This window comes from Bacillus sp. 17RED48, from assembly GCF_019837545.1.
GTDB lineage: Bacteria > Bacillota > Bacilli > Bacillales > Bacillaceae_G > Bacillus_A > Bacillus_A wiedmannii.
The window spans coordinates 208,391-224,034 of sequence record NZ_JADAXG010000008.1 but is presented as its reverse complement, the minus strand read 5'-3'; the positions used below and the strand labels follow the sequence as shown (position 1 = coordinate 224,034).

At 36.5% G+C, this 15,644-nt stretch carries 19 protein-coding genes; 9 read left to right on the top strand and 10 right to left on the bottom strand.

From position 1 onward, the window contains the following. Nucleotides 1–265 precede the first annotated feature (265 nt). Both ILT06_RS26130 and ILT06_RS26125 read left to right on the top strand, forming a co-directional pair. A complete protein-coding gene (locus tag ILT06_RS26130; protein ID WP_000384161.1) occupies nucleotides 266–946 on the top strand; it encodes an MgtC/SapB family protein in 681 nt (226 codons plus the stop codon). 94 nt (nucleotides 947–1,040) lie between these two features. Further along, complete coding sequence (locus ILT06_RS26125; RefSeq protein ID WP_064476321.1) at nucleotides 1,041–2,036, top strand: potassium channel family protein; 996 nt, start codon at nucleotides 1,041–1,043, stop codon at nucleotides 2,034–2,036. Here the strand turns inward: ILT06_RS26125 and ILT06_RS26120 are convergent. Both ILT06_RS26120 and ILT06_RS26115 read right to left on the bottom strand, forming a co-directional pair. Continuing rightward, nucleotides 2,023–2,436: a YugN-like family protein gene (locus ILT06_RS26120; protein WP_064476320.1), complete on the bottom strand. Its 414-nt coding sequence runs from the start codon at nucleotides 2,434–2,436 to the stop codon at nucleotides 2,023–2,025. The genes ILT06_RS26125 and ILT06_RS26120 overlap by 14 nt on opposite strands. A 107-nt stretch (nucleotides 2,437–2,543) precedes the next feature. Next, nucleotides 2,544–3,896, bottom strand: coding sequence for a glucose-6-phosphate isomerase (locus ILT06_RS26115; protein WP_048561621.1), 1,353 nt, complete (start codon nucleotides 3,894–3,896; stop codon nucleotides 2,544–2,546). A 275-nt stretch (nucleotides 3,897–4,171) separates the two neighbouring features. On the opposite strand from ILT06_RS26115, the gene ILT06_RS26110 reads away from it, so the two are divergent. After that, entirely contained in the window at nucleotides 4,172–4,405 is a 234-nt protein-coding gene (locus ILT06_RS26110; RefSeq protein ID WP_000105788.1) for a DUF378 domain-containing protein, read from the top strand. Between the two features lie 112 nt (nucleotides 4,406–4,517). Here the strand turns inward: ILT06_RS26110 and yugI are convergent, their stop codons facing one another. The 3 genes from yugI to ILT06_RS26095 form a co-directional block, all read right to left on the bottom strand. Continuing rightward, nucleotides 4,518–4,862 (bottom strand): S1 domain-containing post-transcriptional regulator GSP13, encoded by a 345-nt coding sequence (gene yugI, locus ILT06_RS26105; RefSeq protein WP_000003765.1) that lies wholly within the window; start codon nucleotides 4,860–4,862, stop codon nucleotides 4,518–4,520. Between the two features lie 252 nt (nucleotides 4,863–5,114). Next, a complete protein-coding gene (locus ILT06_RS26100; RefSeq protein ID WP_064476319.1) occupies nucleotides 5,115–6,305 on the bottom strand; it encodes an aminotransferase in 1,191 nt (396 codons plus the stop codon). Next, entirely contained in the window at nucleotides 6,302–6,799 is a 498-nt protein-coding gene (locus ILT06_RS26095; RefSeq protein ID WP_000255701.1) for an Lrp/AsnC family transcriptional regulator, read from the bottom strand. The genes ILT06_RS26100 and ILT06_RS26095 overlap by 4 nt, the downstream gene beginning before the upstream one ends. Before the next feature lie 130 nt (nucleotides 6,800–6,929). On the opposite strand from ILT06_RS26095, the gene ILT06_RS26090 reads away from it, so the two are divergent. Together ILT06_RS26090 and ILT06_RS26085 are read left to right on the top strand one after the other, a co-directional pair. Beyond that, nucleotides 6,930–7,910, top strand: coding sequence for a 2-hydroxyacid dehydrogenase (locus ILT06_RS26090; protein ID WP_098101649.1), 981 nt, complete (start codon nucleotides 6,930–6,932; stop codon nucleotides 7,908–7,910). Nucleotides 7,911–8,019: 109 nt separating this feature from the next. Further along, nucleotides 8,020–8,859, top strand: a complete 840-nt coding sequence (locus ILT06_RS26085) for an alpha/beta fold hydrolase (RefSeq protein ID WP_001015206.1) — start codon at nucleotides 8,020–8,022, stop codon at nucleotides 8,857–8,859. Between the two features lie 29 nt (nucleotides 8,860–8,888). Here ILT06_RS26085 and ILT06_RS26080 read toward each other — a convergent pair whose 3' ends face one another. Then, the gene (locus ILT06_RS26080) at nucleotides 8,889–9,140 is read right to left on the bottom strand and encodes a YugE family protein (protein WP_000537644.1); all 252 of its coding nucleotides are present in this window, start codon (nucleotides 9,138–9,140) and stop codon (nucleotides 8,889–8,891) included. 117 nt (nucleotides 9,141–9,257) lie between these two features. Here ILT06_RS26080 and ILT06_RS26075 point away from each other — a divergent pair, with 117 nt between their 5' ends. Next, nucleotides 9,258–10,412 carry a MalY/PatB family protein gene (locus ILT06_RS26075; protein WP_001175862.1) on the top strand — a complete coding sequence of 385 codons (1,155 nt, stop codon included), beginning with the start codon at nucleotides 9,258–9,260 and terminating at the stop codon, nucleotides 10,410–10,412. Nucleotides 10,413–10,507: 95 nt separating this feature from the next. Here the strand turns inward: ILT06_RS26075 and sodC are convergent, their stop codons facing one another. Both sodC and ILT06_RS26065 read right to left on the bottom strand, forming a co-directional pair. Next, on the bottom strand, nucleotides 10,508–11,047 hold the full coding sequence (sodC, locus tag ILT06_RS26070; RefSeq protein ID WP_064476316.1) for a superoxide dismutase [Cu-Zn]: 540 nt from the start codon (nucleotides 11,045–11,047) through the stop codon (nucleotides 10,508–10,510). A gap of 68 nt (nucleotides 11,048–11,115) precedes the next feature. Continuing rightward, nucleotides 11,116–11,292 carry a hypothetical protein gene (locus tag ILT06_RS26065; RefSeq protein WP_000982763.1) on the bottom strand — a complete coding sequence of 59 codons (177 nt, stop codon included), beginning with the start codon at nucleotides 11,290–11,292 and terminating at the stop codon, nucleotides 11,116–11,118. Between the two features lie 164 nt (nucleotides 11,293–11,456). Here ILT06_RS26065 and kapB point away from each other — a divergent pair, with 164 nt between their 5' ends. Continuing rightward, nucleotides 11,457–11,840: a kinase-associated lipoprotein KapB gene (gene kapB, locus ILT06_RS26060; RefSeq protein WP_001209345.1), complete on the top strand. Its 384-nt coding sequence runs from the start codon at nucleotides 11,457–11,459 to the stop codon at nucleotides 11,838–11,840. A 42-nt stretch (nucleotides 11,841–11,882) separates the two neighbouring features. Here kapB and kapD read toward each other — a convergent pair whose 3' ends face one another. Continuing rightward, nucleotides 11,883–12,506: a 3'-5' exonuclease KapD gene (kapD, locus tag ILT06_RS26055; RefSeq protein WP_064476315.1), complete on the bottom strand. Its 624-nt coding sequence runs from the start codon at nucleotides 12,504–12,506 to the stop codon at nucleotides 11,883–11,885. A gap of 289 nt (nucleotides 12,507–12,795) precedes the next feature. On the opposite strand from kapD, the gene ILT06_RS26050 reads away from it, so the two are divergent. Next, on the top strand, nucleotides 12,796–14,121 hold the full coding sequence (locus ILT06_RS26050; protein ID WP_000545212.1) for an ArsB/NhaD family transporter: 1,326 nt from the start codon (nucleotides 12,796–12,798) through the stop codon (nucleotides 14,119–14,121). Between the two features lie 110 nt (nucleotides 14,122–14,231). Here ILT06_RS26050 and ILT06_RS26045 read toward each other — a convergent pair whose 3' ends face one another. Beyond that, a complete protein-coding gene (locus ILT06_RS26045; RefSeq protein WP_064476314.1) occupies nucleotides 14,232–14,699 on the bottom strand; it encodes a hypothetical protein in 468 nt (155 codons plus the stop codon). A 118-nt stretch (nucleotides 14,700–14,817) separates the two neighbouring features. Between ILT06_RS26045 and ILT06_RS26040 the strand changes: the two genes are divergently transcribed. Further along, the gene (locus tag ILT06_RS26040) at nucleotides 14,818–15,531 is read left to right on the top strand and encodes a DNA alkylation repair protein (RefSeq protein WP_064476313.1); all 714 of its coding nucleotides are present in this window, start codon (nucleotides 14,818–14,820) and stop codon (nucleotides 15,529–15,531) included. The last annotated feature ends 113 nt before the right edge of the window (nucleotides 15,532–15,644 follow it).

Here is a 15,644-nt window from a genome sequence, read left to right as displayed (position 1 = left end):
TAATTTCTTTTTTGTCGTTTTCTGCGTTTCCGCATCAGCGACGGTTATTAATATATCATGGTGAAAAATGAAATGCAACACCTTTTATAAACTTTTTTTAAAACCACCCACATTTCTTTTTTAATATCATATACTTAAACGAAATATCTCTTTCATGTATAAATAATTCCTACATATATTCTATATAAAGTCACTCTATCAAAAAGCGTTTCTTTCTATAATAAACGTTTTATTCATATACCACATCATACAAGGAGGAATATATATGGACTATGCCGATTTATTAATCAAACTAGGTCTCTCGGCTATTTTAGGGTTCGCTATCGGTTTAGAGCGCGAATTAAAACGGAAACCACTTGGTTTAAAAACTTGTTTAGTTATTTCTATTATTAGTTGCCTCCTAACAATTGTTTCTATTAAAGCGGCTTACAATTTACCACATACCGATCATATGAATATGGATCCACTTCGACTTGCCGCTCAAATTGTATCAGGAATCGGTTTTTTAGGTGCCGGTGTTATTTTACGAAGAGGAAACGATAGCATTGCAGGACTAACGACTGCTGCTATGATTTGGGGTGCTTCTGGTATTGGTATTGCTGTTGGGGCTGGATTCTATATCGAAGCGATTTTCGGAATGTGTTTCCTTATGATTAGCGTCGAACTTATACCATTAACAATGAAATTTGTAGGACCGAGATCATTTCGTCAACGTGATATCGCAGTAAAGCTTGTTGTGCGAAATATGGACAATATCCCAATTGTAATTGAAGAAATAAAAGAAATGGATATAAAAGTTAAGAATATGAAGCTCAAAACATTGGAGAATGGCTCTCACTATTTACATTTGAAATTATCTATCGATCAAAAAAGACATACTGCTGATGTTTACTACGCCCTCCAGCATCTTGAAAGTGTTCAACAAACTGAATTAGAAAGTATGTAATGTAAAACAAACTCTCTTTTAAATTAGAGAGTTTTTCTTTTTTCTATAATGGTAACAATGAATGTAGTCCTGCAAAGTAAGGAGGAATAAAAGTTTGAAATCCCGTCCAAATTTAGTAGATACATTTCGTGATTCCATTATTTTTCGTTTAGTTTGCTTTATTGTTGTACTTACTGCTTTTTCTGGCTTCCTTATACATAGATTAGAGCCATCGCACTTCACCACATGGTTTGATGGTGTTTGGTGGTCAATCGTTACCATTTTCACCGTTGGCTATGGTGACTTTGCCCCGCATACACTAATAGGCAAACTTATCGGTATGGGTATTATTTTATTTGGAACCGGTTTTTGTTCTTATTATATGGTTCTGTTCGCCACTGATATGATTAATAAACAATATATGAAAATTAAAGGAGAAGAAGCCGCTACCTCTAACGGTCATATGATTATCGTGGGTTGGAATGAGCGGGCAAAACATGTTGTAAAACAAATGCACATCTTACAACCGAACCTTGATATCGTTTTAATTGATGAAACACTTTCTTTACTTCCAAAACCATTTCATCATTTAGAATTTATTAAGGGTTGCCCCCATCACGATCAAACTTTATTAAAAGCTAATATTACAACGGCTCACACTATATTAATAACAGCTGATAAAGAAAAAAATGAAAGCTTAGCAGATACACAGTCCATTTTAAATATTTTAACTGCAAAAGGGCTCAACCCAAACATTCACTGCATCGCTGAACTTCTTACTACTGAACAAATTCAAAATGCAACGAGAGCTGGTGCATCAGAAATTATAGAAGGAAATAAATTAACGAGCTATGTATTTACAGCTTCTCTTTTATTTCCTTCCATTTCAGGTGTACTATTCTCACTTTACGATGAAATCTCTGATAACAAATTACAACTGATGGAGCTTTATCCTTCCTGCACCGGACAAACTTTTGCAAATTGCAGCTACACTCTTTTAAAGCAAAACATTCTCTTACTAGGTATAAAACGCGACGAACAATATATGATTAATCCAGTCCATTCCTTTGTTCTCATTGAAAGCGACATACTCATTGTTATTCACCATTAAGAAAATGTTTTTCTAGTTCCTGCATGAGCACTTTCCCAATATTGATATATTTCCTTTTCACATCTCCATCTGGATCTTTCGGCTCAGCAAATTGATCCATTCCACTCGTTCCAGCCGTTAAAGTATTTACGTGATCATCTAGTTCGTCTTGATATACGTGCGAAAGAATATACGGTGTTTCCAGACGGACTATTACACCAGGCACATCTAATTCGCCATTCACTGCTGTAAATGGCACTCGCAGAAATTGATAGCCATCTTCTTCATCGATTTTGTAATCAAAACATCCTGTATCGTAATCCCAATTGCCACCAATGTTATACCCAAGTGGCTTCATTATCTCTTCTAACTTATATAACGCATATGTACGTCCTTCTAAATTTGATTGAATCGGAATCAAGCCCATCCCTCCTAGACTTTTTCTTTAGCATACCCACTCTAGTTTGAATATACCGATGGACTTTTCGATAAAATAATAAAAAGCGACCGGAATCCGGTCGCTTTTTATTATTTTAAACGCTCTTCTAATTCTGCTTTTAACTCTTCAAATCCTGGTTTACCAAGTAAAGCAAACATGTTTTTCTTGTATGCTTCTACTCCTGGTTGGTCGAATGGATTTACGCCTAATAAGTAGCCGCTCATCGCACATGCCTTTTCGAAGAAGTATACAAGGTAACCGAATGTGTACTCATTTAATTCAGGGATATTTACGATTAAGTTTGGTACGCCACCATCGCTATGTGCAAGTAATGTACCTTCGTATGCTTTCGTGTTTACGAAGTCTACAGTTTCACCAGCAAGGTAGTTTAATCCATCTAAATCGTTTTCTTCTGATTCAATTGTTAGTTCATGTGTAGATTTACCTACTTTCAGAACTGTTTCAAATAAGTCACGACGACCTTCTTGAACGTATTGACCTAATGAGTGTAAGTCAGTTGAGAAGTTTGCTGAAGATGGGAAAATGCCTTTTTGATCTTTTCCTTCACTTTCACCAAATAACTGTTTCCACCACTCAGAGAAGTATTGAAGTGCTGGCTCATAGTTAACAAGCATTTCAATTGTTTTTCCTTTATTGTATAAAGCGTTACGAACTACTGCGTATTGGTAAGCTGGGTTTTCTTCTAGTTCTGATGTACCGAAGTCACCATGACCAGCAGCTGCACCTTTCATCATCTCTTCAATATTTAAGCCACTTACTGCGATTGGTAATAAACCAACTGGCGTTAATACAGAGAAACGGCCTCCAACATCATCTGGAATAACGAATGTTTCGTAACCTTCGTTATCAGCTAATGTTTTTAATGCACCACGTGCTTTATCCGTCGTTGCATAAATACGTTTGCGAGCTTCTTCTTTTCCATACTTTTCTTCTAATAACTTACGGAAAATACGGAATGCTAGTGCCGGCTCTGTTGTTGTACCTGATTTGGAAATAACGTTAATAGAGAAGTCTTTACCTTCTAATACGTCCATTAAATCTTTCATGTAAGTGGAGCTAATGTTTTGTCCAACAAATAGCACTTGTGGAGTTTTACGTTGTTCTTTAGATAGCGTGTTGTAGAAAGAATGGTTTAACATTTCGATTGCTGCACGTGCTCCTAGGTAAGAACCACCGATACCTACAACAAGTAAAATGTCAGAGTCATTTTTAATTTTTTCTGCGCATTTTTGAATGCGAGCGAATTCTTCTTTGTCATATTGAAGCGGAAGGTCTACCCACCCAAGGAAATCGTTCCCAGCTCCAGTTTTTTCGTGGATTGCATGATGTGTTACTTTCACTGCATCACGTAAATAAGTTATTTCGTGTTCACCGATGAAGGATAACGCTTTAGAATAGTCGAACGTTACATGTGTACTCATCTTTTTCCCTCCAATAATGTATATGTATTTCTGTATTCACTTTAGCGAAACTGAAGTTGTAAATCAAGCGATTCAACAATTGTAACCGTAACCAAAATATATTTTTTAGAAAAAGTTCATTTTTTGCATAAAAATTCGCATTTTTCGGTATAGATGTATATACATCCTTTTTCTTATATTTTTTATGTATAAAAACAACATAACTACGCCATTCTATAAAGGAGTTAATTAACTCATCGCTTGCTCATGCTTCACAATTAAGGGGGGGCTTTTTCATGAGTACTCTGCAACGTATCGCATTAGTCTTTACTGTAATTGGTGCTGTTAACTGGGGACTGATCGGGTTCTTCCAGTTTGACTTAGTGGCTGCCATTTTCGGTGGACAAAACTCAGCTCTCGCACGCATTATTTACGGTATCGTCGGTATTTCTGGGCTTATCAATCTTGGTTTACTCTTTAAACCATCAGAAAATCTTGGCACTCACCCAGAAACGAACGAAATTCGCTAGTCAGTATGTCTTTATTTCACCTCCGACATACGAATATGATTGCATGCAATCATATTTGCAAATATATATCATAAAACAAAGTAAAAGAGGAACGCTCATATGCGCTCCTCTTTTACTTTGTTAACTCGGATTCTTCAATCCATTCCGTTAGCTTTTCTCGCAGCGTATTAAATCCATTCTCAGATGGATTCGGTATAAGAATCCGTCCTTGTTTTCTTTTCGCCGCTTTTAACGATAAACTCATTTTTCTGTGTTCTTCATCAATTGAAAGTACTTTTACTTCTACTGTATCGCCGACTTTTAAAAAGTCATGAATATCCTTTACATATCCATTTGTAATTTCAGATATATGCACAAGCCCTTGTGTTTCTGCATCTAACGCTACAAATGCTCCGTAATCTTGAATCCCAGTCACTTTCCCTGTTACAACCACTCCAGTTGTATATTGTTCTGACATATGAAACACTCCCATACGTTTACCATTTTCTCTACAATTGTAGATAGCAAAGCAGATGATTTATTGTTAAATATCCGATTAGTTAGTACGTACCCTAAGTAAAGCTACTCAGGATACGCATACCTTATATTAGTAAATTATACCACTATGACAGAACTCATTCAAAATTAAAGAAAAATTTCCTAGAGTACGTATAATTTTCTAATATTGGGATAGAATACTAACACATGGCTTTCTAGTATTCCCCCCCTTTTATGGACAAAACGTATTATGTTTTGTCCTTTTTTTATTTTCTATAAACCGTTCCATTCTCTTCATTGCTTCCATAAGTTGTTCAAGCGATGTTGCATACGAACAACGAATAAATCCTTCACCACTTTCGCCAAATACACTTCCAGGTACAACAGCCACCTTTTCTTCTAATAATAACTGTTCTGCAAATTCTGCCGAAGATAGTCCAGTTGAAGAAATAGAAGGAAAGACATAAAATGCTCCGCCCGGCACATGACACATTAAATCCATTTCATTAAACGATGTCGTCATAAAATTACGGCGTTTCTTATAACTATCTCTCATCCGAATTACTTCATCATTCCCCGCGCGTAACGCTTCAAGTGCTGCGAACTGAGACATTGTCGGTGCACACATCATGGAATATTGATGAATTTTGAGCATTAATTCCGAAAATTGAACAGGAGCTGCAATCATACCGAGGCGCCATCCTGTCATCGCAAACCCTTTTGAAAATCCGGAAATTAAAATTGTATGCTCGCGCATATTTTTAATACTCGCGAAACTTGTATATACTTCGTCGTATACAAGCTCTGCATAAATTTCATCAGATAATACGATTAAATTGTACTTCTCAACAATCACTGCTATTTCTTCAAGCTCGGATTTATTTAACATTGCACCTGTTGGGTTATTTGGTGAACAAAGCAAAATTGCCTTTGTTTTCGCTGTAATAGCTGCTTCAATTTGTTCTGGTTGTACTTTAAACTCGTTTTCTAAAGTCGTTGCCACAGGAACCGGAACTCCTCCAGCTAATGTCACAAGCGGTGCATAAGAAACGAAACTTGGTTCAATAATGAGTACTTCATCATCAGGATTTATAATGGCACGCATCGCTACATCTAACGCCTGACTCGCTCCAACTGTAACAATGATTTCATCGTTCGGATCATAGGATACTGCAAATTGTTTTTTTAGATACTTTGCTATTTCTTGGCGAAGTTCCAATAATCCTGCATTTGCTGTATATGACGTATATCCTTGTTCTAAAGAACGGATGCATGCTTGCCTTACATTCCAAGGTGTAACAAAGTCAGGCTCTCCTACTCCAAGAGAAATAACACCTTTCATATTTGCTGCTAAATCGAAAAACTTTCGAATACCAGATGGTTGTAAAGATTCTGCCGTTCTAGATAGTTCAAATTGCTTCATGGTGTCACCACAATGCGCTTATCATCATCGTTTTTTTCGTAAATAATTCCCTCATGTTTATACTTTTTCAAAATGAAATGCGTTGTTGTAGAAACGACAGATTCAATTGTTGCTAATTTCTCAGAAACAAACATCGCTACTTCTCCCATTGTCTTTCCTTCTAATGTAATAGAAAGATCGTATGTCCCTGACATTAAATACACAGATTTCACTTCTGAATAACGATAAATTTGTTCAGCAACCGCATCGAACCCAACGCCGCGCTTTGGCGTAACTTTCACATCGATCATCGCCGTTAAACCTGTATGTTCTTTTACCTTCGTCCAATCGATATGTGTTACATAATCCACAATAATCTTTTCCGCTTCTAATTTTTCAACCATCTTCTTTACTTCTTCTACTTCTATATTTAACAGCTTCGCTAATGTATCTACAGATAATCGACTACTTTTTTCAAGACAAGCTAATAATTCTAATTCTTTTTCTGTCACCATATAAATCATCCTTCCTTTTCGGTTGTGTCTAAATTATACAAATACCCTTTCCAGTTTGAAAAGAAGATTTTTTTAGTGAATTATGTCAAAATAAAGTGAAACTTTAATCAGTGAAAAAACGTAGGATAAAGTGAAAGGGGATGGAACCGTGAAACCAAAAGTTTATATTGCTGAACCAGTTCCAACATTTGTAGAAAACTATTTATTAGAACACTGTGATTATGAAAAATGGGAGCAAAATGAGAAGGTGCCTCGTGATGTCCTATTGGAGAAAATACAAAATAAAGATGGATTATTAAATTTTGGATCTGCTATTAATGAAGAATTATTAAATGTAGCTCCTAACTTAAAAGTAGTAAGCAACATTTCTGTCGGTTACGATAATTTTGATTTACAAGCGATGGAAAAGCGAAATGTAATCGGAACGAATACACCATATGTATTAGATGATACAGTAGCTGACCTTGTTTTCGCTCTTATGTTATCTGCTGGTCGCCGCGTCTGTGAACTCGACTCCTACGTGAAAAATGGTGAATGGAACGCCGAAATTGGAAAAGAGCACTTCGGGCTGGATGTACACCATAGTACAATCGGTATTATCGGTATGGGGCGAATTGGAGAAGCCGTTGCAAAACGAGCGAAATTCGGATTTGATATGGATGTTCTTTATTATAACCGTCGCCGTAAAGAAGAAGCTGAACAAAAATTTGATGCTACATATTGTGATTTACAGACGCTACTCAAACAGTCTGACTTTATTATTCTTCTTACTCCATTAACAGATGAAACGTATCACCTTATCGGAGAAAAAGAATTTTCATTAATGAAAGAAACAGCAATCTTTATTAATGCTTCTCGCGGGAAAACAGTAGATGAAGAAGCGTTAATCCATGCGTTAACCGAAAAGAAAATCTTTGCAGCAGGCATCGATACTTTTACACAAGAGCCAATTCAAAAAGATAATCCCCTCTTATCATTACAAAATGTTGTGACTTTACCGCACATCGGATCTGCAACATTAAAGACTAGGCAGCAAATGGCTATGACAGCCGCTGAAAATTTAGTTGCAGGATTACAAGGAAAAACACCGCCTAATATTGTTCGTGGGTAATAATAAATAAGCGAAAGGCAAGATGACATCGTCATCTTGCCTTTTTTTGTTAACATATTTTTTTCTTCCTTGGAAATGATATGAACAAAAATCAATGGAGTGACAAAAAATGAATCACGAATATACTTGTCCTTATTTCACTTTTTCCACTCGCGGCACTACTATTCATTACGAATTGTATGAACATGACAACAAAACGGAACGTCCTACTTTCGTACTCGTTCACGGCTTTTTATCTTCCTCATTCAGTTACCGCCGCCTCATTCCTTTATTATCGAAAGCAGGAACAGTACTAGCTCTTGATTTACCACCATTCGGAAAAAGTGATAAGTCTCATCTCTTTAAGTATTCTTATCATAATTTAGCAACGGTTATCATCGATTTAATTGAACATTTATCTCTCTCAAATATTGTGTTAGTTGGGCATTCTATGGGTGGACAAATTTCTCTCTATGTAAACCGTATACGCCCTGAATTAATCTCAAAGACGATTTTACTATGTAGCTCTAGCTATTTAGCACGCGCAACCTTACCTTTACTGTACTCTTCTTACTTACCGTTCTTTCATTTATACGTAAAGAACTGGATTATACGGCGCGGGATTGTTCATAACTTAATGAATGTCGTTCATGATCACTCATTAATTGACGATGAAATGAAGGAAGGTTACTCCGCTCCTTTTTATGACAACCGTATATTCCCTGCTTTAACTCGTATGATAAGAGACCGTGAAGGTGACTTATCTTCAACTGAATTACAAAAGATCGAAACACCTACACTACTCATTTGGGGTGAAAAAGATCGTGTCGTCCCTGTACATGTAGGTCATCGGCTACACAAAGATTTACCAAATTCGAAATTTATTTCTTACGAAAACACAGGACATTTACTACCTGAAGAAAAGCCTGAACATGTTTATGAAGAAATCATTGCGTTTTCCGCGCAATAATGCAAAAGGCTGTCGGAAATTCCGACAGCCTACAATGAACAACTTCCGCCTTCTTTTATTACAAGTAATTCCACAGCTAACTTCTCACATTTTTCAAGCGCAGGTACTTCCTCAAAAGACATAAAGTATATATGTTGAATCTTTTTTGCGATGTATTTTGAATCGTCGAACACACTTACGACGTTCACAACATCGCTCGCTTCTGTTTCATAAAACTCCGGTCCCATTTGAAACGGATCCCAATTCTTCACAACCTCTATCATCTTTTCATATGTACCCATTCGCTTCCCGCCTTTTCACTTTTTAATGCTTTTCTTTATCCTATCACATCAGCTATTCTATAAGAAGAGAGAGAACTTTCATAACTTAACGGTTTTACAGAAGAAGGGGGCAAACTTATGCAACTATTTCATAAAACAGTCAATCGACGTGGAACTCATAGTACAAAATGGGATACGTATAAAAACGAAGAACTTATCCACGCTTGGATAGCTGATATGGATTTTGAAGTACCACAACCAATTCAAACTGCTTTAAAGAAACGTATCGAGCATCCTATTTTCGGCTATACACTTCCTCCCGAAAATATTGGAGATACTATTTGTAACTGGACAAAAAAACAGTACAACTGGGATATTCAAAAAGATTGGATTGTCTTTAGCGCAGGGATCGTTCCAGCTCTTAGTACGAGCATACAGGCCTTCACAAAGGAAAATGAATCCGTTCTCGTACAACCACCTATTTATCCCCCATTTTTCGAAATGGTTACAACAAACAATAGACAATTATGCGTGAGTCCATTACAGAAACAAAATGATACATATGCGATAGACTTCGAGCATTTAGAAAAGCAATTTCAACAAGGCGTCAAACTCATGCTTCTTTGTAGTCCTCACAATCCAATCGGGCGTGTTTGGTCAAAAGATGAACTCACACAACTTGGCGCATTGTGTACAACATATAATGTAATCGTTGTCGCAGATGAAATTCATGCCGATATTATTTACGGAGATCGTACTCATACACCATTTGCTTCTTTATCTGAAGAATTAGCAGCACGCACGATTACTTGTATGGCTCCGAGTAAAACATTTAATATCGCCGGATTACAAGCATCGATTATTATCATTCCAAACGAAAAACTCCGTCAAACCTTTACATCTATCCAATATAGACAAGGTTTCCACGGATTAAATACATTTGCCTATACAGCGATGCAAAGTGCCTATACAGAATGTAATGATTGGCTAAATGAAATTCGATTATATATAGAAGATAACGCTCAATTCGCTTGTGAATATATTAAAAATCACATACCCGCTCTTTCTGTAACAAAACCAGAAGGTAGCTTTTTATTATGGATTGATTGCTCTCGCCTACAGCTTTCTCAAAACGAACGCACCACATCGCTTGAGGAAAAAGGGAAAATCATCGTTGAACCTGGTGAGAAATACGGATTAGGCGGAGAAGAACATATTCGAATTAACATCGGCTGTCCAAGATCTGTTTTAGAAGAAATCTTAAATAGGTTGCGCCATACGTTTTCAGAATAAGAAAGGAGGCGACCTCCAATCGTTTTGGGACAACCTCCTTTATCAATATCTTTTCAATTACGTTTCACAAAAAAAGCTACCATGCACGGTAGCTTTTACTTTTTCTTCATATCCGATGCTTTTTTTACAATGACACCACAAGCAATTCGATCACCTGATTTACCTGTTGGTTGTGTCATACCATCATCAGCGTTTTCTGTAATAATAATAGACGCTCCATCTTTTCTATGAATCGTTGTTTTTCCTTCTTCAAGCGTTATGTGCGGCGCATCAATTTCTGCCTTGATCTTTCCAGAACCGTCTGCAATTACGTTCGGTAAATCACCGTTTTCTGCACCCTTCGGATTAAGAAGTCCATGTTTTTTATTATCAGGATTAAAATGATTGCCAGATGATTCAAAACGTGGTGCTTTACACTCACCAATTTCGTGTACATGTATGCCGTGCGGGCCTGGTGCAAAACCTTCCCCTTTAATCGTAATTTTCACTCCGCTTGTTTGTTGCTTTACTTTCGCAGTCCCCACTTCATCGCCTGAAGCATTATGTAATTTCACGTCAATTTCTTTCGGCTTTCCTTGGTCACAACCTGCCATCAGAAATAATAAACAACAACTGAAAAAAAGCCGTTTTTTCATTCTATTCCCTCCAAAATATATTCTGCCCTTAGATTGTCCGAGCATAGAGGGAAACATACAAAAATGAGTTACTGTTTCTTTTCCGCTAAAAGTTTTTCTTCAACTTTCTGTAATCGCTCCGCTTCGCGTTTTGATACACGAATGAACATACGCCACGTAGCAACGGCACCAATGATAAATAGAACGCAAACAATCCCTGGAATAATATATTCTGTTTTATCTTCCGGAAAATATAAAGGCATCATAACGAACACTCCTTATTATTGGATTCAAAAAACATCAGAATTTTCTGTTATATACCTTTAAATTATAGTTGAACCAGTTCATATTCTCAAGGGGCGTTCCAAAAGCGAATGATTTCTTTGACTCCTTCGCACACTTTCCTTACTATAAACTTGAGGTGAAAAATATGAGAGAAACATTTGAAATTGGTGAAATCGTTACTGGTATTTATAAAACTGGCAAATACATCGGCGAAGTTACAAATAGCCGTCCTGGCAGTTACGTCGTAAAAGTGTTAGCTGTTTTAAAACATCCGGTGCAAGGTGACTTACATAACGTAAAACAAGCTGACGTACCATTTTTCCATGAAAGACGTGCTTTAGCTTTCCGGGAACAGACGAACATTCCAGAGCAAATGGTGAAGAAATATGAAGGAGAAATTCCAGAGTATACAGAGTCACTCAAATTAGCATTAGAAACTCAAATGAATTCATTTTCTGAAGATGATTCACCTTTTGCGGTTCGTAGTCTAGAAACATTAGAGCAATTAAAAAAAGATTACAAACTTTAAAAAAAACAAAACGACCAAATTACATACTGTGCAATTTGGTCGTTACTGTGTACTCACTTTCTTTAACACTTTTGAAAAATCAACGAGTTCTCCCAATGTTGGAGGTGCTGGTTTCACTAAATACTCTTTATCTTTTTCTACTAATTTAAAAATATTATACGTCGTCATCGCATCATCTAGCGCACAATGATGCTTACCCGTCCCTGCTTTTCCATATGCCTCAATTGCTTTCCACAATCCAGTTTGATTTCTCTCCCCAAAAAACTTCTTATACTCAATTGATAAATCACGACACTGTCCTAAGAACGGAAAGTCTACTCTTGCCATTTCACAATTATGCTTCAACACTTTCATATCCATATTTCCCCACGTAACAATGGTTGGTTTACATCTCCTTTCATATTCTGCAAGTTTTTCAACGAGTTCTGGAAACGAAATTCCTTTATCTACGACTTCTTGTTTAATTCCTAAAAATTTCTTACATCGATCCGTTAAAGAAGGAAAAGTTTTCGGCCTAACATGAGCTGAATACGTGTCTTCTACCTTACAGCCAACAACCGAAACGAGTCCTACCTCAATGATTTCCGGGAAAAATCCTTTTGGTTTTTTTCTGTGCTGGGGCATCGTAAACTCAAAATCCAAAAATAAAAATCGTTGTTCATCCATACGATCCCTTCCTTATCATCTTTGTCATTCCTTTCTATTTAACACTCCTACACGAACAAGCTCGAATGCTAATTCCATTTTAAATATTCAGATTGGATGTATCTTATATATATGTCAAATGCCCACAAATATTTTTAAAAATAAGAAAAAATGACCGATGCAGAAAATATGACAAAATACCCCCTCTCATTTACATCCTCCATTTTTCTACTTTATAATGACTTTATGTGTGTTTCTTTGGGAACATTTTTGACACACTAAGAAAAGTGAATGAAAGGAGATGAGAGTTTTGCACGAAACAACGCAAGAGCTCGCAAACTGGCAGTATTATTTTGCTATCGCAGTCTTTTTAATTACATATGCCATTATTATTTCAGAAAAAATTAATCGCGCTGTCATCGCACTTCTTGGTGCAGCACTCATGGTAATTATGGGGGTCGTTGATTTACACAACGCCTTTACGAAACATATTGAATGGGGGACGATTACGCTACTCATCGGTATGATGATTCTGGTGAACATTACGAGTAAATCGGGTGTCTTCCAATACGTTGCCATTAAAGCAGCAAAAGGGGCGCAAGGAAATCCAATTAAAATTTTAATTTCACTTTCCTTACTTACTGCGCTTGGTTCCGCATTTTTAGATAACGTTACAACTGTACTTCTTGTTGTTCCAGTTACTTTATCTATTACGCGCATACTGCAAGTAAATCCTGTTCCTTATTTACTTTCTGAAATTATTTTTTCAAACATTGGAGGAACAGCAACATTAATTGGTGATCCGCCAAATATTATGATTGGTTCTGCAAATAAGCATTTAGATTTCAATGCTTTCTTATTCAACTTAGCACCTATCGTAATCATTATTATTGCTGTTACAGCGACAATACTTTACTTCATGTACCGTAAACAATTAATTGCTGATCCTGTACAAATTAAAAAATTAATGAGTTTAGATGAAAAACAATACATTAAAGATCCAGTATTAATGAAAAAATCTTTAACAGTACTTGGGCTTACAATCGTAGGTTTCATGACTCATTCGATCTTCCATGTTGATGCGGCTATCATCGCTTTAACTGGTGCTACTGTACTTATGCTAATCGGTGTGAAAGAACATGAAATTGAAGAGGTATTCGCAAGTGTAGAGTGGGTAACAATCTTCTTCTTCGCAGGACTATTCGTACTTGTTGGAGGACTTATTGATATCGGCCTTATCAAAATGTTAGCTCAAAAAGTAATTGGAATAACAGGCGGAGATGTTTCTTACGCATCTATCCTTATTTTATGGGTATCTGGTATCGCCTCTGCAACAATTGATAACATTCCATTCGTTGCAACAATGATCCCACTTATTAACGATATGGCAGTTGGGCTAGGTTTATCACCTTCTGACGCACAAATCGACGTATTATGGTGGGCATTAGCATTAGGTGCTTGTCTAGGTGGAAACGGAACATTAATCGGAGCTTCTGCTAACGTAATTGTTGCAGGTATCGCAAGTCGTGAGGGCCATAAATTTAGCTACATGGAATTCCTTAAAGTCGGCTTCCCAATTATGATCGTTTCATTAATCATTTCTCATATTTATATTTATTTACGCTACCTTATGTAGTAAAAAAAGGGCTGTCCTATGTGGCAGCCCTTTTTTCTTAGTCAACGAAATATCGATTAACCAACAAAGAGCTGTTCCAAAATATCTTTGAAACAGCTCCCCGCATATATCTACTCTTTATACCTTACCGGCTCATTCCGAATAATGAACAAGTGAATCGGTAAAAAAACCGAAAATGTGATTGTATGAATAATCGTAAACAATATAGAATTCGTTCCGTATCTATCTAAAATTGCGTAGATAAGATAAATAGACAGCACAATCGATACAGCTGTTGCTAATAAATATAGAATTGGTACGAAGTTAAAAATGAAACACGCGACATATATGCCGAATACTTTCCATCCTGCTTCTTCTTTTAAGAAATCCGGTAATTTGTCTTTCGCTAAATCCCCCCATATCTTACTATTTAAAAAAGGAATAAACGCAAGAACACCATCCGTTGCACCATCATTTTTCGCCATCGTATACAGTGCAAAAGCCGTTAATAAATACGCAATAATTGCCCAAATCAATATAACAAGAATAAACGCAAAACTAAGAGCAAAGAAACCTGCTAGTACGCCTTGATCTTCCATCTTATCCTCTCCTCTCTACTTTCAACATATTTCATTACTTTACAAGTTATGTTTTAAAATTTATCCAAACTCTCTGTATAATGGTATGAGAAAGGTAATAAGAAAGGAGAACGCACTTATGCATCCATTTGTACAAGCATTACAAGAGCATTTCATAGCTCATAAAAACCTTGAAAAAGCGGAACCGATGGCACGTTATATGAAAAATCACTTCCCATTTCTCGGTATTCAAACACCTGAAAGAAGACAACTGTTGAAAGACGTCATCCAAATACATACTCTCCCAGATCAAAAAGATTTCCAAGTTATCGTACGTGAGCTTTGGGATTTACCAGAACGTGAATTTCAAGCGGCCGCACTCGATATTATGCAAAAATATAAAAAGCATATAAACGAAACGCATATCCCGTTTTTAGAAGAACTCATTGTAACAAAATCTTGGTGGGATTCTGTCGATAGCATCGTTCCTACATTTTTAGGGAATATCTTTTTAAAACATCCGGAATTAATTTCCGCCTATATTCCAAAATGGATTGCATCAGATAACATATGGTTACAACGCGCCGCTATTTTATTCCAGCTAAAATATAAACAAAAGATGGATGAAGAACTTCTTTTCTGGATTATTGGACAACTACATTCTTCAAAAGAATTTTTCATTCAAAAAGCAATCGGCTGGGTCCTTCGCGAATATGCAAAAACGAAGCCCGATGTCGTTTGGGAATACGTGCAAAATAACGAGCTTGCCTCGCTTAGTAAACGTGAAGCAATTAAGCACATTAAACAAAATTACGGAATAAATAACGAAAAAATAGGCGAGACTCTATCATAGATAGACGCGTTCCTCTATTGAGATTTAAAAAAGAACGTGTTAGAATATGTTCATTATTATTAATATAAGTAGCGATGACGGACTTATAAGTACTTGCACAAAAGCGATTCAGG

Bases quoted from the DNA above. Each gene is read 5' to 3' on its own strand.
- ILT06_RS26130 (WP_000384161.1), top strand. From the start codon at position 266: ATGGACTATGCCGATTTATTAATCAAACTAGGTCTCTCGGCTATTTTA.
- ILT06_RS26115 (WP_048561621.1), bottom strand. From the start codon at position 3,896: ATGAGTACACATGTAACGTTCGACTATTCTAAAGCGTTATCCTTCATC.
- ILT06_RS26110 (WP_000105788.1), top strand. From the start codon at position 4,172: ATGAGTACTCTGCAACGTATCGCATTAGTCTTTACTGTAATTGGTGCT.
- yugI (WP_000003765.1), bottom strand. From the start codon at position 4,862: ATGTCAGAACAATATACAACTGGAGTGGTTGTAACAGGGAAAGTGACT.
- ILT06_RS26100 (WP_064476319.1), bottom strand. From the start codon at position 6,305: ATGAAGCAATTTGAACTATCTAGAACGGCAGAATCTTTACAACCATCT.
- ILT06_RS26095 (WP_000255701.1), bottom strand. From the start codon at position 6,799: ATGGTGACAGAAAAAGAATTAGAATTATTAGCTTGTCTTGAAAAAAGT.
- ILT06_RS26085 (WP_001015206.1), top strand. From the start codon at position 8,020: ATGAATCACGAATATACTTGTCCTTATTTCACTTTTTCCACTCGCGGC.
- ILT06_RS26080 (WP_000537644.1), bottom strand. From the start codon at position 9,140: ATGGGTACATATGAAAAGATGATAGAGGTTGTGAAGAATTGGGATCCG.
- ILT06_RS26075 (WP_001175862.1), top strand. From the start codon at position 9,258: ATGCAACTATTTCATAAAACAGTCAATCGACGTGGAACTCATAGTACA.
- sodC (WP_064476316.1), bottom strand. From the start codon at position 11,047: ATGAAAAAACGGCTTTTTTTCAGTTGTTGTTTATTATTTCTGATGGCA.
- ILT06_RS26065 (WP_000982763.1), bottom strand. From the start codon at position 11,292: ATGATGCCTTTATATTTTCCGGAAGATAAAACAGAATATATTATTCCA.
- kapB (WP_001209345.1), top strand. From the start codon at position 11,457: ATGAGAGAAACATTTGAAATTGGTGAAATCGTTACTGGTATTTATAAA.
- kapD (WP_064476315.1), bottom strand. From the start codon at position 12,506: ATGGATGAACAACGATTTTTATTTTTGGATTTTGAGTTTACGATGCCC.
- ILT06_RS26045 (WP_064476314.1), bottom strand. From the start codon at position 14,699: ATGGAAGATCAAGGCGTACTAGCAGGTTTCTTTGCTCTTAGTTTTGCG.
- ILT06_RS26040 (WP_064476313.1), top strand. From the start codon at position 14,818: ATGCATCCATTTGTACAAGCATTACAAGAGCATTTCATAGCTCATAAA.